Raw genomic sequence first — 18562 nt, 5'->3', positions numbered from 1 at the left:
GTGCCCAGCCGTGGCGCGGTACAAATAGGGAAATCTTCGTCCGTCCCCGCCGAGTCGGAGTCATCCTGTGCCGCACGACACCTCCCGCGGGAGGACGAACGCCCACCCCGCGCGTCCGACCGCAGCCCGGAGCGGGCGCCCCGGCCGCCCGGCCAAGCCGCGCCCGGCCCCGCCGACCGCCAAGCAGCCCGCCAAGCAGGCGGGCGGCAAGGCGCCCGGCGGCAAGCAGGGCCGCGTGGGCCAGGCCCACGCGGGCCAGGGGCGCCAGAGCGGCGCGTCCAGGCCCGCCCAGGACCGCGGCGGCGAGCGCGACCGCGAGCACGGGACGCCGCTCGGTCCGGACGACCCGCGCCGCCTCGCCGGCTACACGCTGCTCGGCCGGCTGGGCGAGGGCGGCCAGGGCGTCGTCTACCTCGGCCGCGACGGCGAGGGCGGGCTCGTCACCGTCAAGCTGCTGCGCGGCGGCGTGGCGGCCGGGCAGCGGGCGCGCAGCCGCTTCGTCAAGGAGGCGGAGGCGGCGCTGCAGGTGTCCGGGCGGCACACGGCGCGCGTCCTGGACGCCGACATGACCGGCGACCGCCCCTACATCGTCAGCGAGTACGTCGAGGGCCCCTCGCTCCAGCAGGTCGTCGCCGACCGGGGCCCGCTGCCCGCCCCGCAGCTGCGCAAGGTCGCGCTGCGGACGGCTGCGGCGCTCGCCGCGATCCACCGCGCGGGCATCGTGCACCGCGACTTCAAGCCCGGCAACGTGCTGCTCGGCCCGGACGGCGCCAAGGTCATCGACTTCGGCGTCGCCCGCACCACCGACGCCCTCGGGCCCGCGACGCCGCTGACCACCGGCCCGGTCGGCACGCCCGCCTACATGGCGCCCGAGCAGATCGAGGACGAGCCGGTCGGGCCGCCCGCCGACGTGTTCGCCTGGGGCGCCGCGATGGTGTTCGCCGCGACCGGGCGGCCGCCGTTCGGCACCGGGCCGAGCGCCGCCGTCATGCGCCGCGTCACCTCCCGGCCGCCGGACCTCGGCGACCTGCGCGGCCCGCTGCGCGACCTCGCCGCCCGCTGCCTGGACAAGAACCCGGCGGCGCGGCCGACCGCGCCGCAGCTGGTCCGGGCGCTGCGGGAGGGCCGCACGCCCGCGCCGAAGCCGCGCCCGAAGCGCATCCCGCGCTACCGCTGGCGGATGATGGTCGCGCTCGGCGCCGTCGTCGTCACCGGATTCGCGCTCGGCATGCTGTTCTGAGCCCCGGGCCGGCGGCGGCTCACCAGTGCGGCGGGCGCTCCTCCAGCAGGCGGGAGTCGTCGTCGCCGGCGCCGCGCCACTCGCCCCAGCCGACGTCGGTGTCGTCGGACGTCTGGTCGGGCAGGATCTCCAGGTCGTCGTCCAGCTCGACGGGGCGCTCGTCGTCGGGTCCCAGGCTCATGATCCCCATTGTCGGCGATCGTCCCGCCGCCCCGCACCGTGATCCGGGTCAAACCGGGCCGCGGACGGCGTCCCGGCCCCCGGGGCCGCTCAGCCCGCGAGGCGGCGCGCGAACTCCGCCGCGGCGGCGCCGGGATCGTCCGCCTCGGTGATCGCCCGCACCACGACGACGCGGGTGGCGCCCGCGGCGAGCACCCGGTCGAGGGTGCCGAGGTCGATGCCGCCGATCGCGAACCAGGGCCGCGCCGGCCGCTGCGCCGCCACGTACTCCAGCAGCTTCGGGCCGGGCGCGGGGCGGCCGGGCTTGGTCGGGGTGGGCCAGACCGGGCCCGCGCAGAAGTAGTCGACGCCGGGCTCGGCGGCCGCCGCCGACGCCTGCTCGCCGGAGTGCGTGGACCGGCCGATCAGCACGTCGCCGCCGACGATCTCGCGGGCGGCGGGCACCGGCAGGTCGTCCTGGCCGAGGTGCAGGACGTCCGCGCGGACGGCGTGCGCCACGTCGGCGCGGTCGTTGACGGCGAGCAGCGCGCCGTGCCGCTCGCAGGCCGCCCGGAAGACCTCCAGGTACGCCATCTCCTGCCGGGCCTCCAGCCCCTTCTGGCGGAGCTGGACGATGTCGACGCCGCCCGCGAGGACGGCGTCCAGGAACTCCGGCAGGTCGCCCTGCCGCTCCCGCGCGTCGGTGCAGAGGTAGAGGCGGGCCCGGTCGAGGCGGGCGCGCAGCGCGACGGCGCGTTCGGAGGGGAGATGCCTGGACACGGCCGGGGCGGGTCCTTTCACGAGCTCGGATCATGGCGGGGTCGCGCGGCGGTGCGGTCCCGTCGCGCGACCCCGCGATCGTGTCATGTGCGTGCCTCCCCGGCGCCGCCGGGGCCCGCGGGAAGGGTCCGCGGGTGGAGCCGGGAGGCGGGGCCCGGGGCTAGAAGGCGAGGGCCTGGGCGCGGCGGCGGACCTCGGTCCCCCGGTTCTCGGTGAGCGCGTCCACCGGCGTGCCGGGCAGCGTGTCGTCGGCGGTGAACAGCCAGCGGATCGTCTCCACGTCGTCGAACCCGGCGTCCGAGAGCAGCGTCAGCGTGCCGGGCAGGCCCTTGATGATCTGCCCGTCCCTGATGAACGCCGCGGGCACCATCGGCTGCCCCTCCCGGCGCACCGCGAGGATGCGGTGCTCGTGGATGAGCTGCTTGATCCGGTTGGGCCGGATCCCCAGCCGTTCGGCGGTCTCGCGGAGGGTGAGCCATTCGCCGGCGAGGGCGTCGGTCCGGGGGTCGAGTGCGCTGTCAACGGTTGCGTGCATCTGCGTCACGCCCCCTTGCTACCACGCCTTCGGAAGCCTCAAACCCCCTGGACAGCCGTTACCCTCCGGCGCCGATCGCTATCCGCGAACGGCCTGCCGGACGGGCACGTCCGGGTCGGCGATCGCCTCCGGGTCCACCGGCGTCCCGGCGGCGATCACCCGCCGCGCCTGCACCAGGTCGCGGGGGCGGTCGACGGTGAGGATCGCGTCGAGGCGGTCGCCGGTCAGCCACACCGCGGCCCACTTGCGGCCGGCCGGGTCGCCGCGGTGGACGAGCCGCTCGGACGCGGCGTGGCTGCCCGCGTACTGGACCATGCGGCCGAACTGCTCGGACCAGAAGTACGGGGCGGCGTCGTAGCGCGCCTCCTCGCCGAGGAGGGCGGCCGCCGCGACGTCGGGGGCGTTGAGGGCGGTGTCCCAGTGCTCGACGAGGAGCCGCCGGCCGTAGCGCTCCGACCACCAGGCGGCGCAGTCGCCGACCGCGACGATGTCCGGGCGGAGCGCGCCGGGCTCCTCCTCGCCCTGGTAGACGCGGAACGAGCCGTCGGTGACCACGCCGCGCTCCACCAGCAGCCCCGAGCCGTCCAGCCAGGAGACCTCGGGGCGGACGCCGACGCCGACCACGACCTCGTCGGCCTCGATCCGGCCGCCGCCGGCGAGGGCGAGGCCGTCCGGCTCCACCGCGGCGACCTTCACGCCGGTGCGCAGCTCGACGCCCGCCTCGGCGTACCAGGGGACGGTCAGCGCGCCGATCTCAGGCCCGATCGCGTTGGCGAGGGGCGTGTCGGCCGCCTCCACCACGGTGACGCGGCAGCCCTTCTTCGCGGCGGTGGTCGCGACCTCCGCGCCGATCCAGCCGGCGCCGACGATCACGATCCGGGCGCCCTCGGCCAGCCGCGACCGCAGGCCGCGGGAGTCGCCGATGGTCCGCAGCACGTGCTGGCGGCCCTCCCCCGGCAGGGTGACGGGGGTGGCGCCGGTCGCGATGACCAGCCCGTCGAACGGCAGGTCGCCGGCGGTGGTGGCGAGCACGCCGCCGCGCCCGGGGTCCGCGGGCCGCAGCGCGGTCGCGCGCTCGCCGAGCAGCAGGTCGCAGCGCAGCGCGTCCCAGTCGGCGTCGACCGTCGTGTCGTCGGAGTCGCCCGCCAGGACGGCCTTCGACAGCGGCGGACGGTCGTAGGGCCGCTCGCGCTCCGCCGACACGAGCGTCAGCGCGCCCTCGTACCCCTTGCTGCGCAGGGCTTCGACGGCGCGCACGCCGGCCAGCCCGCCACCCACGACGATGACCCTGTCCATGAAGGGCAGCCTAATGTGCCGCGAAATCCGGGTGGACACCTGTCCAGGCGTTGGCGGGCGCGATCGGGGTCGCATCAAGGTCGTATCGAGGTCGTAAGGTAGGGAGCAGGTAAAACGTGACAGAGCGCGGGAGTCCGGTGCGACCGGGCTGAGAGGGCGGCTGACCGGGCCGCCGACCGCCTGACCTGATCCGGATCATGCCGGCGAAGGGAGCGCGCATGCAGATCGTGATCGTCGGGGCCGGGGTCATCGGCCTCGCCACCGCCTGGCGGACCGCCGCGGGGGGCGCCGCGGTCACCCTGGTGGACCCCTCCCCCGCGAGCGGCGCCTCGGCGGTGGCGGCGGGCATGCTGACCCCCGTCAGCGAGCTGACCTACGGCGAGGAGCCGCTGCTGCGGCTCGGCCTCGCCTCCCGCGACCGCTACGGCGCCTTCGTCGCCGAGCTGGAGGAGCTGACCGGCCTCGGCACCGGCTACCGCACCGACGGGCTGCTGCAGGTCGCGTTCGACGCCGACGACCTGAAGTACCTCGACGACCTGCGCCGCTTCCAGGAGAGCCTCGGCATCCCCGCCGAGGCGCTGACCGGCCGGGAGAGCCGCCGGGCCGAGCCGATGCTCGCGCCCGGCGTGCGCGGCGGGCTGCTCGCCCCCGCGGACGGCTCGATCGACCCGCGGCGGCTCACCGCGGCGCTGCTGGCGGCGTGCGAGCGGGCCGGCGTCCGGCTCGTCCGGCGGCGGGCCGCCCGGATCGCCGTCGAGGGCGGCGCGGCGGCCGGGGTCGGGCTGGACGACGGGACGGTGCTGCGCGCCGACCGCGTCCTCCTCGCCGCCGGCCCGTGGTCGGGCGACCTGGAGGGCCTGCCGCCCGGGAGCGTGCCGCCGGTCCGCCCGGTGAAGGGCCAGGTGGTCCGGCTCCGCACCCGGGTGCCGTTCCTGCGCCGCACCGTCCGCGGCCTGGTGAAGGGCTCGTCGGTCTACCTGGTGCCGCGCGCGGACGGCGAGATCGTCCTCGGCGCCACCCAGGAGGAGCTGGGCTTCGACACCCGGGTCACCGCGGGCGGGCTGTGGGAGCTGCTGCGCGACGCCCGGGAGCTGCTGCCCGGCATCACCGAGCTGGAGTTCGCCGAGGTCTCCGCCGGGCTGCGGCCCGGCTCCCCGGACAACGCGCCGCTGATGGGGCCGTCCGCCCTCCCCGGCCTCGTCCTCGGCACCGGGCACTTCCGCAACGGCGTGCTGCTGGCCCCGGTCAGCGCCGACATCCTGGCGGCGACGCTGCTCGACCGCCCCGTCCCCGAGGTCGCGGCGGCGTTCGCCCCGGACCGCTTCTCCGAGGTGCAGGCATGAAGGTGACCGTCAACGGCGAACCGCGCGAGCTGGCCGAGGCCGCGAGCGTCGCCGAGGTGATCGCGACCGTGACCGCCGCGCGGACCGGCGTGGCCGCCGCGCTGAACGACGAGGTCGTCCGCCGCTCCGCGTGGGACACCACGCCGCTGCGCGACGGGGACAGGCTGGAAGTACTGACCGCCGTCCAAGGAGGCTGAGGGTGGAGAAGGACACGCTGGTCATCGCGGGTGAGGAGCTGGACTCGCGGCTGATCATGGGGACGGGCGGGGCGCCCAGCATGCACGTGCTGCGGGAGGCGCTGACCGCGTCCGGGACGGCGCTGACCACGGTCGCGATGCGGCGGGTCGACCCGTCCGCGCGGGGCTCGGTGCTGGACGTCCTGCGGGAGTGCGGCATCCGGGTGCTGCCGAACACGGCGGGCTGCTTCACCGCGGGCGAGGCCGTGCTCACCGCCAAGCTCGCCCGCGAGGCGCTCGGCACGGACTGGGTCAAGCTGGAGGTGATCGCGGACGAGCGCACGCTGCTGCCCGACCCGATCGAGCTGGTCGAGGCCGCCGAGCAGCTCGTCGACGACGGCTTCACCGTCCTGCCGTACACCAATGACGACCCGGTGCTGGCGCACCGGCTGGAGCAGCTCGGCTGCGCCGCGGTGATGCCGCTCGGCTCCCCGATCGGCTCGGGCCTCGGCATCCGCAACCCGCACAACATCGAGCTGATCGTCGAGCGGGCGACCGTGCCGGTGATCCTGGACGCCGGGCTCGGCACCGCGTCCGACGCCGCGCTCGCGATGGAGCTCGGCTGCGACGCCGTGCTGCTCGCGACCGCGGTCACCCGCGCCCAGGACCCCGCGCGGATGGCCGCGGCGATGCGGCACGCGGTCGAGGCGGGACGGCTCGCCCGGCTGGCGGGGCGCATCCCGAAGCGCCGCTACGCGCAGGCGTCCTCGCCCTTCGAGGGGCTCGCGACGTCGTAGCACAGCTAAAGCATCACCTGCAGAAATATTCGCTGGACCTGAAACCCGCACCTGAACAGACTGGGGCCGTTCACCGCGGACATGCCGCAACCCGGCACGTCACTTCGGCGTCCATGGAAACGACCCATACCTAAGGTGCGTGACATGCAACAGGAGAACACGGGTCGCGTCGACAGGCGCGCGGTCGCCGCCGCGACGGTCACGGTGGTGCTGTGGGCGTCCGCCTTCGTCTCGATCCGCAGCGCCGGCGCCGAGTACGGGCCCGGCGCGCTCGCCCTCGGCCGCCTCCTGTCCGGGACGGTCGTGCTCGGCGCGCTCTGGCTCGTCCGCCGCGAGGGCCTCCCGCCCCGGGCCGCGTGGCCGGGCATCGTCACCGCCGGCGTGCTGTGGTTCGGCGCCTACATGGTCGCGCTCAACTGGGGCGAGCAGCTCGTGGACGCAGGCACCGCCTCCCTCGTCGTCAACATCGGGCCCATCCTGATCGCGCTGCTCGGCGGCTGGCTGCTGAAGGAGGGGATCGCGCCCCGGCTGGTGATCGGCATGGCCGTCTCGTTCGCCGGCGCCGCCGTCGTCGGGCTGTCGATGTCCGGGGAGGGCCGCGCGTCCGTCGGCGGGGTGCTGCTGTGCCTCGTCGCCGCGGTGACCTACGCGGCGGGCGTGGTGAGCCAGAAGCCCGCGCTGCGGCACGCCTCGGCCCTGCAGTTCACCACGTTCGCGTGCGCGATCGGCGCGCTCGCCTGCCTGCCGTTCTCCGGGCAGCTGGTCCGGCAGGCCGCCGACGCCCCCGCCGGCGCCACCCTCAACATGGTCTACCTGGGCGTCTTCCCGACCGCGCTCGCGTTCACGACCTGGGGGTACGCGCTGGCCCGGACGTCCGCCGGGAAGATGGGCGCCACCACCTACGCCGTCCCGGCCTTCGTCGTCGCGATGTCCTGGCTATTCCTCGGCGAGGTCCCCGGCCTGGTCACCCTCGGCGGCGGCCTGCTGTGCCTGGCCGGCGTGGCCGTCTCCCGCAGCCGGGGCCGCCGCCGCGCCACACCCGCCCCAGAGGCATCACCCCAGCGGCTCATGGATGCTCATACTCGCGGCTGATGAGTTCCGCTCGGGTTCACCCGTAAACTCGCACCGATGGACATGACGGTCGCAGATCCACTCGTCGGGCGGATGCTCGACGGGCGCTACCGCATTGAGTCCCGCATCGCCCGCGGCGGCATGGCCACGGTGTACCTGGCGCGGGACCTCCGCCTGGACCGCACCGTCGCGATCAAGGTGATGCACGCCGGGCTCGCCGCCGACGAGGACTTCGTCGCCCGCTTCATCGGCGAGGCGAAGGCCGCGGCGGCGCTGTCGCACCCGAACGTCGTCGCGGTCTACGACCAGCGCACCGACGGCGAGCACGTGTTCCTGGTGATGGAGTACGTGCCGGGCCGCACGCTCCGCGAGGAGCTGACCGCGCGCGGCCGGTTCGGCCCGCGCGCCGCGCTGGAGATCATGCAGCCGGTGCTGGCCGCGCTCGGCGCCGCGCACCGGGCCGGGCTCGTGCACCGCGACGTCAAGCCGGAGAACGTGCTGATCACCGGGGACGGCCAGGTCAAGGTCGCCGACTTCGGGCTCGCCCGGGCCGAGACGGCGAGCAAGATGACCAAGACCGGCGTGATCATCGGGACGGTCGGCTACCTGGCGCCCGAGCAGGTGCTGTCCGGCGACGCCGACGTCCGCTCCGACGTGTACGCCGCCGGGACGATGCTGTTCGAGCTGCTGACCGGCCGGCTCCCCCACCAGGGCGACACCCCGCTCGCGGTCGCCTACAAGCACGTGAACGAGACGGTGCCGCCGCCGTCCACCCTCGTCCCCGGGCTGCCGCGGCAGGTCGACGCGCTCGTCACGGACGCGACGAGCCACGACCCCGCCCGCCGCCCGCACGACGCGAACCAGTACCTCGCCGAGGCCGCCGAGGTGTTCGGCGGCCTGCCCCGCGACTTCGACCGCCGGCTGGAGGAGTCGTCCCACCGCGCCACCAGCGTGCTGGAGGCGCCCGCTCCGGGGCACACCGCCGTCCTCGACCCGCGCGTGGAGCCCACCGAGGGCTACGCTCCCGCACCCAGCCGCACCGACCGCGCGCTCGGCGTTCTCACCGGCCGGTACGTGCTGGTCGCCATCGGCGCGGTCGCCGCGCTGATCCTCGGCTGGGCCGTCTGGTACCAGACGTCCGGGCAGTACGAGCACGTCCCGTCGTCGATCATCGGGATGAAGGTCGCCGACGCCCGCGACCAGCTGGAGTCCAAGGGCCTGGAGGTCCGCACGGCGAAGGCGGTCTACGACGACCGCGTCCACAAGGGCGGCGTCGCCAAGTCCGACCCGCCCGCGGGCGCCCGCCTCGCCAAGGGCGAGCCGGTCACGCTGACGCCGTCGAAGGGGATCACGCCGCGCGAGGTCCCGGACGTCGAGGGCAAACCCCTCTCCGACGCCAGGAAGGCCCTGGAGGACAAGGGTTTCACCGTCGGCCGGACGAGCACGAGCCCGTCCCAGACCGTCGGCAAGGACCGGGTCATCAGCACCGACCCGGAGGCCGGGCAGAAGCAGTCCCCCGACGACCCGGTCGCGATCGTCGTCTCCACCGGCATGTCCATGCCCGATCTCGTCGGGCAGAACGCCGAGAGCGCCGCGAACCAGCTGCGCTCGATGGGCCTCGACGTCACCGTCCAGAAGAAGAAGGTGGACGGCAAGCAGCCGAACACCGTGCTCGAGCAGGCGCCCTCCGCGGGCACCGGCGTGTCCCGCGGCGACGAGGTGACCATCGTCGTCAACAAGCGCGACTGCATCGTGGACGCGGGCCCGATCCAGCTCGGCTGCGACGACGGCGGCGGCGGCGAGGAGAAGATCCCGGTGCCCAACGTGACGGGCCGCACCGTGGACGACGCCAGGAAGGCGCTCAAGGAGTCCGGCTTCAAGGTCAACGTGACGGGCATCGGCGGCAACGTGGTGCGCTTCCAGTCGCCGTCCGGCGGCGGTGAGGCTCCGCGCGGCTCCACGGTCACCATCGTCAAGGGCCCGTGACCGGATACGCTGAACCGGCTATGACCTCACCGAACAGCCCCGTCGGGGCCCATGTGCCCGTGGCCGGCGGCCTCGCCACCGGCGGCCTGAAGTACGCCGCGCAGATCGGCGCCGAGGCGGTCCAGGTGTTCGTCGCGAACCCGCGCGGCTGGGCGCTGCCCGAGGGGAAGCCCGCCGAGGACGCCAAGCTCCGCGAGCACGGCGTCCCCGTCTACGTGCACGCCCCCTACCTGGTCAACTTCGGCTCGCCCACCCCGGAGACCCTCGCCAAGTCGATCGCGACGGTCCGCCACTCCCTGGTCCGCGGCCGGGCCATCGGCGCCCGCGGCGTCGTCGTCCACACCGGCTCCGCCGTGAGCCAGACCTACGACGAGGCCATGGCGCAGGTCCACGAGCACGTCCTCCCCCTCCTGGAGGAGATCCCCGAGGACGGCCCCGACCTCCTCCTGGAGCCCATGGCCGGGCAGAACAACATGCTCTGCGCCAAGGTCCAGGACCTCGGCCCCTTCTTCGAGAAGCTGGAGCACCACCCGAAGCTCGGCGTCTGCTTCGACACCTGCCACGCGTTCGCCGCCGGCCACGACCTCGCCGCCCCCGGCGGCGCCAAGCAGACCATCGACGCCCTCGTCGCCACGGTCGGCGAGGGCCGCCTGAAGCTGATCCACGCCAACGACTCCAAGGACCCCTGCGCCTCCGGCCGCGACCGCCACGAGAACATCGGCGCGGGCCACATCGGCGAGCAGCCCTTCGCCGATCTCTTCGCACACCCGGCCGTCCAGGGCCTCCCGTTCCTCATCGAGACCCCGGGCCGCGCCCCCGAGCCCCACGCGAAGGACATCGAAACCCTGAAGCGCCTCCGCGCTCCAAGCGAGTCGTAGAGCCGAAGCGAGCGGATAACCAGCGACCGCGACCACCTACTGCGACAACCCCGGCCACCACCGCGCCCCCGCGACAACCGGGACCGTCGCGATTGCGTCCGAAGGCAGGTGCGAGCGAAGCGAGAATCTGATCGCGAAGCGAGCCGCTAGGCGAGTCGGGAGCGATGCAGCAATCGCACGTTTCGCCCGCCGAAGGGAGGGCCCCCAGGGCCCGACCGCCAAGGGCGAAACAAACAAAAACGACTCGGACGCCGCTGAACAACCCCCCGACTGTTCAGCGGCGCCCGAGCCTCAGGCCACCGGATCCCACCCCCCCGGTACGGGATCCGGCGGCTCCGATCCGGTCGGTGCCGGATCTCCGGGATTTGCTGTTGTGGGAGGTTTTCGCGGCCGGGTGGCCGCCCGCCCCTCCGGTGGCGGTGTGGCGTGTGGTGCCACTGAGAACACTAGACGCGCGGCACGGCCCGGCGGCACCCGCGGAACGCGGCGCTCGGCGAACGGTACGTAGTCATAGATGTGCGTAGCGTAGTCGCGCGATGAGCGGTCGGTCCGGCGGGACGAGCGGTCGGGGGCGGGCGGTCCCGGCGGCGGCGGTGCCGTTCGTGGCGTGATCGCGGGGCTTCATCCGGCGCGGAGGTGCTCGGGGAGGTGCAGGCGGCGCAGGGCGCGGTCGGTGTGGCGGGGGACGCGGCGGCGGGTCAGCAGGGACACCGCGACCATGGTCGCGAAGGCGGCCGGGGCGATCAGCAGGGCGGGCTGGTCGAGGACGGTCGCGGGCCAGCCGCCGGGCGGGTCGTGGAGGAGGCGGGCGAGGCCGGCGGCGACGGCGAGCCCGCCTCCGGTGACGAGGCCGGCGGCGGCGCCGGCGGCGGTCAGGCCGCGCCACCAGATGCCGAGGACGAGCAGCGGGCACAACGAGCAGGCGGACACCGCGAGGGCCATGGTGACCAGGCCCGCCGCGCTCCGTGTCTCGGTGGCGGGCAGCAGGACGAGCGGCGCGGCCAGCGCGAGGAGGACGCCGCGGCGGAACGCGGCCGGGCCGGCGCGGCGGGCGCACTGGGCGAGCGTCCCGCCGACGGCGACGGCGAGGCCGCAGGACGTGGCGATGAACGCGGCGAAGGCCCCGGCGGTGACGAGGCCGGTGAGCAGCGCGCCGGACGGCCCGGGGAGGAGCTGCTTCGGGAGCAGCAGCAGCGTCGCGTCGGTGTCGCCGGTCATGAGGAGTTCGGGCGCGTACAGGCGTCCCAGCGTCCCGTAGAGGGCGGGGAACAGGAAGAACAGGGCGAGGAGGGCGGGCACGATCGCGGCCGTGCGGCGTGCGGCGCCTCCGGACGTGCTGGTGGAGAAGCGCATCAGGACGTGCGGCAGCCCCATGGTGCCGAGCAGGACGCCCAGCATCGCCGAGTAGGTGCGGAACAGCTCGTGCCGCTCGCCGCGTCCGAACGGCGTCGCCCAGGTGGCGCCGTCCAGGACGGGCAGCTGCTCGGCGTGCGGCACCGGCGTCCCGGCGGGGAAGACGACGGTCGTCTCGCGGCCGATGGTGTGCCGCCCCGCGGGCAGGTGGACCGTGCCGCCGTGGCGGTGCGCGCCGTCCACCGTGCCCCGCGCGGTCACGGTGACGTCCCCGGGGACCGTGACGGTCACGTCGGTGCGGACGTCCACCCGCGTCTCCTGCTCGAACCGCGGGACGCCGGCACCGATCGGGCCGGGTTCGCCGTTCAGGTGCCACATCCCGATCAGCGCGGCCGCGGGCAGCGCCAGGGCGGCCACCTTCACCCAGTACTGGGCGGCCTGGACCGCGGTGATGCCGCGCATCCCGCCGGTCAGGACGAGCGCCGGCGTGGCGGCGGCCACGACGGCCCAACCCGCCCAGTCGGGGGCGCCGGTCAGCACCCGCAGGGTCACGCCCGCGCCCTGGAACTGCGGCAGCAGGTAGAACCAGCCGGTCACGCAGACGCAGCCGGTGACGAGGTGGCGGAGGGCACGCGAGCCGAGCCGCCATTCGGCGAAGTCGGCGAGGGTGTAGGCGCCGGAGCGGCGCAGCGGCGCGGTCACGAAGGCCAGCAGCAGGACGTGCCCGGCGGTCGCGGCGATGGGCAGCCACAGCATGTCGGCGCCGTAGGCGAGGACGAGCCCGGCGGTGCCGAGGAAGGCGGCGGCGGAGATGTACTCGCCGCCGACCGCGGAGGCGTTCCGGAAGGGGGTGACGCCGCGCGAGGCGGCCAGGAGGTCGCCGGTCGCGCGGGCGGAGCGGCGCCGGTGCAGGGCGAGCGCGGCCGTGAGCCCGAGCAGCACGGTCGGCGCGGCGAGCGCCACCGCGCCCGGCCCGGTCACCGGCGGTCCAGCGCGCGCTCGGCCCGTTCGGCCCGTCTCATCTGGCGGACCGCGACCGCGATCCAGACCGGCTGCACGCCGGCCGCCAGGACGAGCCACAGCACCGGCAGCCCGTGCGCGCGGGCCCGCGCGACCGGCGGGACGAGCGCCAGCAGCGGCAGCCCCACCAGCACGGACATGACGATCGAGCAGGTGCCGAGGGCGGTCCGCAGCTGGGCGCGGATCAGGGCCCGCGCCTCGGCCGGGGCCGGGGGCGAGGGCGGGAACGAGCCCGGGGCCGCGCCGGACGGGCCGGTCCGGGACGGGCCGGTATGCCGGAAGCCGGTATGGAGCGGGTCGGCGTCGGGCGCCTCGGGGGCGCCGGCCGGGGCACCGGTTCGCGCGGCGCCCTCCCCCGCCGCCGCGCGGGCGGCGGGCTCCGCCGGCAGGACGGCCCGGTCCTCACCGGACATCGCCCGCCTCCCCGCCCGCCGCGCCGCCCTCCGGCGCGCCGCCCCCGGCCGGGCCGCCCTCCGGCGGGTCGCCGTCCGGCTGGTGGAACCGGCGGACGAGGCGGTCCCGCACCTCGCGGGTGTGCCGGCGGCTGACCTGGAGCAGCTCGTCGCCGATCCGGACGGCGGCCCGGCCGCCGTCGAAGCGCACCTCGGTGATGTGGGCGCACGAGACCAGGGTGCTGCGGTGGATCCGGATGAACCCGGCGGTCTCCCACCGCTTGGTCAGCGCCGACAGCGGCATCCGGACCAGGTAGCCGCCGTCGGCGGTGTGCAGGCGGACGTAGTCGCCCTGCGCCTCCACGTGCGTCACGGTGCGGCGCGAGACGAGCCTGGTGCGCCCGCCGAGCTCGACGGGGATCAGCTCGTCGTCGGGCGCGGGCGCCTCCGCGGCGGGCGGGCCCGCGCGCCGCACGGCCTCGGCGACGCGGCGGACCGACTCGGCGAGCCGCTCCGGCCGGACCGGCTTCAGCAGGTAGTCGAGCGCGCCCAGCTCGTAGGCGGTGACGGCGCAGTCGTCGTGCGCGGTCACGAACACCACGTGCGGCGGCGCGGTGAACCCGGTGAGCAGCCGGGTGAAGTCGAGCCCGTCGAGGCCCGGCATCCGGATGTCCAGGAACACGGCGTCGAGGCGCTCCCCCTCCACGAGCATGCGGCTCAGGTCGCGGAGCGCGGACGAGGCGTCGCCCGCGCCGGTGACCTGCCCGATCCGCGGATCCTGGCGGAGCAGGTAGGCCAGTTCCTCCAATGCGGGACGTTCATCGTCGACGGCGAGGACGTGGAGCATGAGGCGACTTTGCCGCGATTACCGTCCGTCCGCAATCGATTCCAGGAAGTGAGTGTCGCGCCGCGGAGCGGGGCGTCACTCCGGAAAGACCCCGGGACGGCACTTCGGCACGCGCAATCTGACCTTGGTCCCGGCGCCGAGCGCGGTCTCGACGGTGAGGCCGTAGTCGTCGCCGTAGACCTTGCGCAGCCGCTCGTCGACGTTGGCGAGGCCGATGCCCGGATCGGCGCGGCCGTCGCCGCGGGGCCGCGCCGGGACGCTGCCCCAGCCGGTCGGGCCGGGCCGGCCGAGCGGCGCGGACAGGATCTCCTGGAGGCGGTCGGGGTCCATGCCGGCCCCGTCGTCCTCCACGCTGATCGCGGCCTCGGCCCCCGAGTCGCGCGCGACGATCGTGATGTGGAACGGTCCGCGCCGCCCCGCCATGCCGTGCCGGACGGCGTTCTCGACGAGCGGCTGCAGGGCCAGGAACGGGACGGCGACGGGCAGCACCTCTGGCGCCACGTCGACGCTGCATCTCAGCCGCTCGCCGAACCTGGCCCGTTCCAGCAGCAGGTAGCGGTCGATGGAGCGCAGCTCGTCGGCGAGGGTGGTGAAGTCGCGGCCGTCGCGGAAGGAGTAGCGGGCGAAGTCGGCGAAGTCCAGCAGCAGGGCGCGGGCGCGGGCGGGGTCGGTGCGGACGAACGAGGCGATCGTGGTCAGCGAGTTGTAGACGAAGTGCGGGGAGATCTGGGCGCGCAGCGCGCGGGTCTCGGCCTCGCCGAGCCGGACGCGGGCGGTGTCCAGCTCGGCCAGCTCCAATTGCCCGGCGACGAACCGGGCGGCCTCGCCGACCGCGCGGATCCGCGCCGCCGTCACCTCCGGCCAGTACGCGGTGAGCGCGCCCTCGACCCGTCCCGCCACGCTGAGGGGCGCGGTCAGCGCGATCTGGACGGGGCACCGCGGGTCGGCGCAGCCGACCGGCTCGGGGGTACCGGCCCGGGGGCGGCCGGACGAGAGCACGGGCAGCGCGAGCCCGACGGCCTCCGCCGCGTGGGCGCCGCCGCCCGCGCCCTCCCAGGCCAGCAGCCGGGGCGCGGCGCCGGGCAGGCCACCGCCCTGGGGGTCGCCGCCCCGGGGGTCGCCGCCCGCCAAGCCGTCCGCAGCGCCGTCCGGGGCGTCCCCGGGGCGCACCGCGACGAGCGCGACCGCCGCGGCGCCGAGCAGCGGCCGCAGCTCCCGCGCCGCCGCGCGCGCCGCCTCGCCGGTCAGCCCGGCGCGCAGCGGCGGCGACGCCCGCGCGATCAGGCCCAGGGCCGCGAACGCCGCCTGCTCGGCCGGGTCGGCGGGCACGCGGCGCGGCAGGGTGAACCGCCGGCGCAGCGCCAACACCCCGGAGGCGGCGCCTGCGGCCGCGGCGTGGACCGCGGCATCTGCGACGGACGGTAGGACCATGACGACTTACGGTAACGGCTACCGTCCCCAATGGTCCGGCCGTTGCCCATTTACGAATGTCTCGGATAGGCCACGCCCGCCCCTTGGGAAGGCGGGGCTCAGAGGGGCGGGGCCTCGCCCTCGTCCTCCTGGTAGGAGTAGCGCTGCTCCCGCCACGGGTCGGCGACGTTGTGGTAGCCGCGCTCCTCCCAGAACCCGCGGCGGTCCTTCACCAGGTACTCGACGCCGCGCACCCACTTCACGCTCTTCCACGCGTACAGGTGCGGGACGACGATGCGCACGGGGAACCCGTGGTCGGCGGTCAGCCGCTCGCCGCCGAGGTGGGTGGCGAACATGGTCCCCTCGGCGAGGAAGTCGCTCATCCGGATGTTGGCGCTGTAGCCGTACTCGGCCCAGACCATCACGTGCGTGACCTCCGGCGCCGGGGGCGCCAGCTCCACGATCGCCGTCCCGGGGACGCCCTCCCACTCGTTGCCGGGGATCGTGAACTTGGTGACGCAGTGGAAGTCGGAGACCGCCGCGGTCCGCGGCAGCGCATCGAACTCGTCCCAGGTCCAGCGGTGCTGCCCGCCCGACGCGGTCGCGCCGAAGACCCGGAAGTCCCAGTCCGCGGGACGGAACTTCGGCACGGGGCCGTAGTGCAGGACGGGCCAGCCGCGGGGGACGTACTGGCCGGGCGGCAGGTCCCGCGGCTGCGGTGCGGAGTGCTCCTCGGGCTCGGTCATGACGCGGCCATCCTGCCATCCGGCGTGAGCTGAGCCATATTCGGGGGCGGTGCGAACCGCCGCGGCGCGCATCGGCTACGCTTGGGCCCGTGCGCAACGTCGTCTATTTCTTTTGGTACGGCCAGCCCGGGCGGCTGGTCTGCCAGGCGTTGCGCTGACAGACCACGGATGAGAAGCCCCGGGCCCAGTGGCCCGGGGCTTTCTCTGTATCAGGGGTCGTCCCGCGGGGCCCACCGGGGTTCCGGGCGAGACAGGAGAGGCAGCACACGCATGGTCGTCGTCATGGCCCCGGAGGCCAACGAAGCGGATATCAAGGCCGTCGTCTCACTGGTCGAGACGGCGGGAGGTGACGCCTTCGTCAGCCGCGGCGTGGAGCGGACCATCGTCGGGCTCGTCGGCGACGTCCAGCAGTTCGGCACCCTCAACCTGCGCGGGATGCGCGGCGTCACCGACGTGATCCGCATCTCGGCGCCCTACAAGCTGGTGAGCCGGGAGAACCACGCCGAGCGCTCGGTGGTGCGGGTCGGCGGCGTGCCGATCGGCCCCGGCACGATGACGCTGATCGCCGGCCCGTGCGCCGTGGAGACCCCGGAGCAGACCCTCGGCGCCGCGCAGATGGCGCAGGCCGCGGGCGCGACGCTGCTGCGCGGCGGCGCGTTCAAGCCGCGCACGTCCCCCTACGCGTTCCAGGGCCTCGGCGAGGCGGGCCTGCGCATCCTCGCGGACGTGCGGGCGGAGACGGGCATGCCGATCGTCACCGAGGTGGTGGACGCCGGCGACGTCGAGCTGGTCGCCTCCTACGCGGACATGCTGCAGATCGGCACCCGCAACGCGCAGAACTTCGCCCTCCTGCAGGCCGCGGGCGAGTCCGGCAAGCCGGTCATGCTCAAGCGCGGCATGAACGGGACGATCGAGGAGTGGCTGATGGCCGCCGAGTACGTCGCGCAGCGCGGCAACCTCGACATCGTGCTGTGCGAGCGCGGCATCCGCACGTTCGAGAAGGCCACCCGCAACACCCTGGACATCTCCGCGGTGCCGGTGGCGCAGCGCCTCTCCCACCTGCCGGTCATCGTCGACCCGTCGCACTCGGGCGGCAGCCGCGACCTCGTCCTGCCGCTGACCCGCGCCGCGATCGCGGTCGGCGCCGACGGCGTGATCATCGACGTGCACCCGCACCCGGAGACCGCCCTCTGCGACGGCCCGCAGGCCCTGGTGGACGGCGACCTCCGCGAGCTGGCCAAGCTCGTCCGCGACCTGCCCCCGCTGGTGGACCGCACCCTGACCCAGGCCGAGGACCCGGACGCGGTCCCGGCCTGAGCGGTCCCGGCCGCCTGGACGGTCCCGGGCGGGGCGACACCGCTCCGCCCGGACCCGGCCGCGCCCGGACCCGCCGGGCGCGGTATCGTCCCGTCCGTGGCGTACTGGGTTTCCGACTGCGGGCCGCCGCGCTCCTGACGGGGCGCGGCGACCGCACTCGCAACGAGTCCTGACCCGGCCCGGCGCGGAACGCGCCCGGCCGGCGTCCTCCTGCGCCCCGAATCCGGATCTTCCTCTTCCGATTCGAGGTCAGGAGCCTCAGTGTCACAGCACACCTCTTTCCGGCATGCCTCCCGCCGGATGGCCCGCGCCCGGTCCGGCGGCGGCGCCGACGTCCTGCTCGCGGCGTCCCTGTGGGGGACGACGGGGACCGTCCGCACCTTCGCCGAGGGCGCGTCGGCGCTCTCGGTCGCCGCGAGCCGCATCGTCATCGGCGGCTTCGTCCTGTTCGTGCTCGCGGCCTGCACCCGCCGCGGCGCCGGGCTGCGGCGGCTGCTCGGCAACCGCCGCAACCTGCCGCTGATCGGCGCCGGCGCGGTCGCGATCGCGGTGTACCAGACCGCGTTCTTCGTCGCGGCGGGCCGCACCGGCGTCGCCGTGGGCACGGTCGTCACGATCGGCAGCGCGCCCGCCTTCACCGGCGTGCTCGGGCTGCTCACCCGCCGGGCCCGCCCGACCGGCCGGTGGGCGGCGGCGACCGCGGGCGCCGTCGCGGGCTGCGCGCTGCTCATCGGCGGCGGCCGGGACGCCGGCGTCGAACCGGCGGGCATCGCCCTGGCGCTGCTGTCCGGGCTGTCGTACGCGGTGTACGCGACGATCGCGTCCGTGCTCATCGGGCGCGGCGAGGAGGACCGGGCCGTCGCCGGGGCCCTCTTCGCCGCGGCGGCCGTCCCGCTGCTGCCGTTGCTGCCGTCCGGCTCGGGCTGGCTGCTCACCGGACAGGGCGCGCTGATCGCCCTCTACCTGGGCGTGGTCACCACGGGCGGCGGCTACCTGCTGTTCGCCCGGGGCCTGCGCACCACCCCGGCCACGACGGCGACGACGCTGACGCTGGCGGAGCCGGCGGTGGCCGCGGTGCTCGGCGTGGCGCTGCTGGACGAGCGGCTCGGCGCCGCCGCGCTGGCGGGTCTGGCGCTGCTGGCGGCGAGCCTGGTCGTGCTGATCGTCCCCGCCCGGTGGGGAACGCGGCGGTAACAAAATGGTCTGGACCATTGGC

18 protein-coding genes and 1 riboswitch are annotated in these 18562 nt (G+C 75.3%); of the genes, 9 read left to right on the top strand and 9 right to left on the bottom strand.

Annotated elements, in window-relative coordinates; all coding sequences use genetic code 11:
• Nucleotides 1-67 precede the first annotated feature (67 nt).
• Nucleotides 68-1240: a serine/threonine-protein kinase gene (locus CHF16_RS01690; RefSeq protein ID WP_245868139.1), complete on the top strand. Its 1173-nt coding sequence runs from the start codon at nt 68-70 to the stop codon at nt 1238-1240.
• 19 nt (nt 1241-1259) lie between these two features.
• On the opposite strand, the gene CHF16_RS40040 is transcribed toward CHF16_RS01690, so the two are convergent.
• The 4 genes from CHF16_RS40040 to CHF16_RS01675 form a co-directional block, all read right to left on the bottom strand.
• Complete coding sequence (locus CHF16_RS40040; protein WP_179271342.1) at nt 1260-1421, bottom strand: hypothetical protein; 162 nt, start codon at nt 1419-1421, stop codon at nt 1260-1262.
• An 89-nt stretch (nt 1422-1510) separates the two neighbouring features.
• A complete protein-coding gene (thiE, locus tag CHF16_RS01685) occupies nt 1511-2179 on the bottom strand; it encodes a thiamine phosphate synthase (RefSeq protein WP_089324065.1) in 669 nt (222 codons plus the stop codon).
• A 160-nt stretch (nt 2180-2339) separates the two neighbouring features.
• Nucleotides 2340-2714 carry an Rv2175c family DNA-binding protein gene (locus CHF16_RS01680; protein ID WP_089324282.1) on the bottom strand — a complete coding sequence of 125 codons (375 nt, stop codon included), beginning with the start codon at nt 2712-2714 and terminating at the stop codon, nt 2340-2342.
• A gap of 78 nt (nt 2715-2792) precedes the next feature.
• Nucleotides 2793-4010 carry an NAD(P)/FAD-dependent oxidoreductase gene (locus CHF16_RS01675; protein ID WP_089324064.1) on the bottom strand — a complete coding sequence of 406 codons (1218 nt, stop codon included), beginning with the start codon at nt 4008-4010 and terminating at the stop codon, nt 2793-2795.
• Nucleotides 4011-4126: 116 nt separating this feature from the next.
• Nucleotides 4127-4239, top strand: a riboswitch (TPP riboswitch).
• On the opposite strand from CHF16_RS01675, the gene thiO reads away from it, so the two are divergent.
• The 6 genes from thiO (at nt 4229) to CHF16_RS01645 (ending at nt 10261) form a co-directional block, all read left to right on the top strand.
• Nucleotides 4229-5353: a glycine oxidase ThiO gene (gene thiO, locus CHF16_RS01670; protein WP_089324063.1), complete on the top strand. Its 1125-nt coding sequence runs from the start codon at nt 4229-4231 to the stop codon at nt 5351-5353. Its footprint overlaps the riboswitch before it by 11 nt.
• Entirely contained in the window at nt 5350-5550 is a 201-nt protein-coding gene (gene thiS / locus CHF16_RS01665) for a sulfur carrier protein ThiS (protein ID WP_089324062.1), read from the top strand. Before thiO ends, thiS begins: the two co-directional genes overlap by 4 nt.
• Before the next feature lie 2 nt (nt 5551-5552).
• Complete coding sequence (locus CHF16_RS01660; RefSeq protein ID WP_089324061.1) at nt 5553-6326, top strand: thiazole synthase; 774 nt, start codon at nt 5553-5555, stop codon at nt 6324-6326.
• 144 nt (nt 6327-6470) lie between these two features.
• Entirely contained in the window at nt 6471-7418 is a 948-nt protein-coding gene (locus CHF16_RS01655) for a DMT family transporter (RefSeq protein WP_089324060.1), read from the top strand.
• A 36-nt stretch (nt 7419-7454) separates the two neighbouring features.
• On the top strand, nt 7455-9383 hold the full coding sequence (gene pknB / locus CHF16_RS01650) for a Stk1 family PASTA domain-containing Ser/Thr kinase (protein WP_089324059.1): 1929 nt from the start codon (nt 7455-7457) through the stop codon (nt 9381-9383).
• A 20-nt stretch (nt 9384-9403) separates the two neighbouring features.
• Nucleotides 9404-10261 (top strand): deoxyribonuclease IV, encoded by an 858-nt coding sequence (locus tag CHF16_RS01645; protein WP_089324058.1) that lies wholly within the window; start codon nt 9404-9406, stop codon nt 10259-10261.
• 621 nt (nt 10262-10882) lie between these two features.
• On the opposite strand, the gene CHF16_RS01640 is transcribed toward CHF16_RS01645, so the two are convergent.
• From CHF16_RS01640 to CHF16_RS01620, 5 genes are all read right to left on the bottom strand, one after another.
• The gene (locus tag CHF16_RS01640) at nt 10883-12595 is read right to left on the bottom strand and encodes a sodium:solute symporter family transporter (RefSeq protein WP_218826494.1); all 1713 of its coding nucleotides are present in this window, start codon (nt 12593-12595) and stop codon (nt 10883-10885) included.
• Entirely contained in the window at nt 12592-13047 is a 456-nt protein-coding gene (locus CHF16_RS01635; RefSeq protein WP_089324057.1) for a hypothetical protein, read from the bottom strand. Before CHF16_RS01635 ends, CHF16_RS01640 begins: the two co-directional genes overlap by 4 nt.
• Entirely contained in the window at nt 13037-13873 is an 837-nt protein-coding gene (locus CHF16_RS01630; protein WP_089324056.1) for a LytR/AlgR family response regulator transcription factor, read from the bottom strand. The genes CHF16_RS01635 and CHF16_RS01630 overlap by 11 nt, the downstream gene beginning before the upstream one ends.
• Nucleotides 13874-13948: 75 nt before the next feature.
• The gene (locus CHF16_RS01625; protein WP_089324055.1) at nt 13949-15304 is read right to left on the bottom strand and encodes a histidine kinase; all 1356 of its coding nucleotides are present in this window, start codon (nt 15302-15304) and stop codon (nt 13949-13951) included.
• A 98-nt stretch (nt 15305-15402) separates the two neighbouring features.
• A complete protein-coding gene (locus CHF16_RS01620) occupies nt 15403-16029 on the bottom strand; it encodes a sulfite oxidase-like oxidoreductase (protein ID WP_089324054.1) in 627 nt (208 codons plus the stop codon).
• A 270-nt stretch (nt 16030-16299) separates the two neighbouring features.
• Between CHF16_RS01620 and aroF the strand changes: the two genes are divergently transcribed.
• Together aroF and CHF16_RS01610 are read left to right on the top strand one after the other, a co-directional pair.
• On the top strand, nt 16300-17346 hold the full coding sequence (gene aroF / locus CHF16_RS01615; protein ID WP_089324053.1) for a 3-deoxy-7-phosphoheptulonate synthase: 1047 nt from the start codon (nt 16300-16302) through the stop codon (nt 17344-17346).
• 261 nt (nt 17347-17607) lie between these two features.
• Nucleotides 17608-18540, top strand: a complete 933-nt coding sequence (locus CHF16_RS01610) for a DMT family transporter (RefSeq protein ID WP_245868137.1) — start codon at nt 17608-17610, stop codon at nt 18538-18540.
• Nucleotides 18541-18562: the final 22 nt, after the last annotated feature.

This window comes from Actinomadura meyerae, assembly GCF_900188445.1.
In the GTDB taxonomy this organism is placed as follows: Bacteria; Actinomycetota; Actinomycetes; order Streptosporangiales; family Streptosporangiaceae; genus Spirillospora; species Spirillospora meyerae.
This window is presented reverse-complemented; position numbering and strand designations above follow the sequence as displayed.

Coding starts and splice junctions, on each gene's coding strand:
- CHF16_RS40040 (WP_179271342.1), bottom strand. CDS start 1,421: ATGAGCCTGGGACCCGACGACGAGCGCCCCGTCGAGCTGGACGACGAC.
- CHF16_RS01680 (WP_089324282.1), bottom strand. CDS start 2,714: ATGCACGCAACCGTTGACAGCGCACTCGACCCCCGGACCGACGCCCTC.
- CHF16_RS01675 (WP_089324064.1), bottom strand. CDS start 4,010: ATGGACAGGGTCATCGTCGTGGGTGGCGGGCTGGCCGGCGTGCGCGCC.
- thiO (WP_089324063.1), top strand. CDS start 4,229: ATGCAGATCGTGATCGTCGGGGCCGGGGTCATCGGCCTCGCCACCGCC.
- thiS (WP_089324062.1), top strand. CDS start 5,350: ATGAAGGTGACCGTCAACGGCGAACCGCGCGAGCTGGCCGAGGCCGCG.
- CHF16_RS01655 (WP_089324060.1), top strand. CDS start 6,471: ATGCAACAGGAGAACACGGGTCGCGTCGACAGGCGCGCGGTCGCCGCC.
- pknB (WP_089324059.1), top strand. CDS start 7,455: ATGGACATGACGGTCGCAGATCCACTCGTCGGGCGGATGCTCGACGGG.
- CHF16_RS01645 (WP_089324058.1), top strand. CDS start 9,404: ATGACCTCACCGAACAGCCCCGTCGGGGCCCATGTGCCCGTGGCCGGC.
- CHF16_RS01635 (WP_089324057.1), bottom strand. CDS start 13,047: ATGTCCGGTGAGGACCGGGCCGTCCTGCCGGCGGAGCCCGCCGCCCGC.
- CHF16_RS01630 (WP_089324056.1), bottom strand. CDS start 13,873: ATGCTCCACGTCCTCGCCGTCGACGATGAACGTCCCGCATTGGAGGAA.
- CHF16_RS01625 (WP_089324055.1), bottom strand. CDS start 15,304: ATGGTCCTACCGTCCGTCGCAGATGCCGCGGTCCACGCCGCGGCCGCA.
- CHF16_RS01620 (WP_089324054.1), bottom strand. CDS start 16,029: ATGACCGAGCCCGAGGAGCACTCCGCACCGCAGCCGCGGGACCTGCCG.
- aroF (WP_089324053.1), top strand. CDS start 16,300: ATGGTCGTCGTCATGGCCCCGGAGGCCAACGAAGCGGATATCAAGGCC.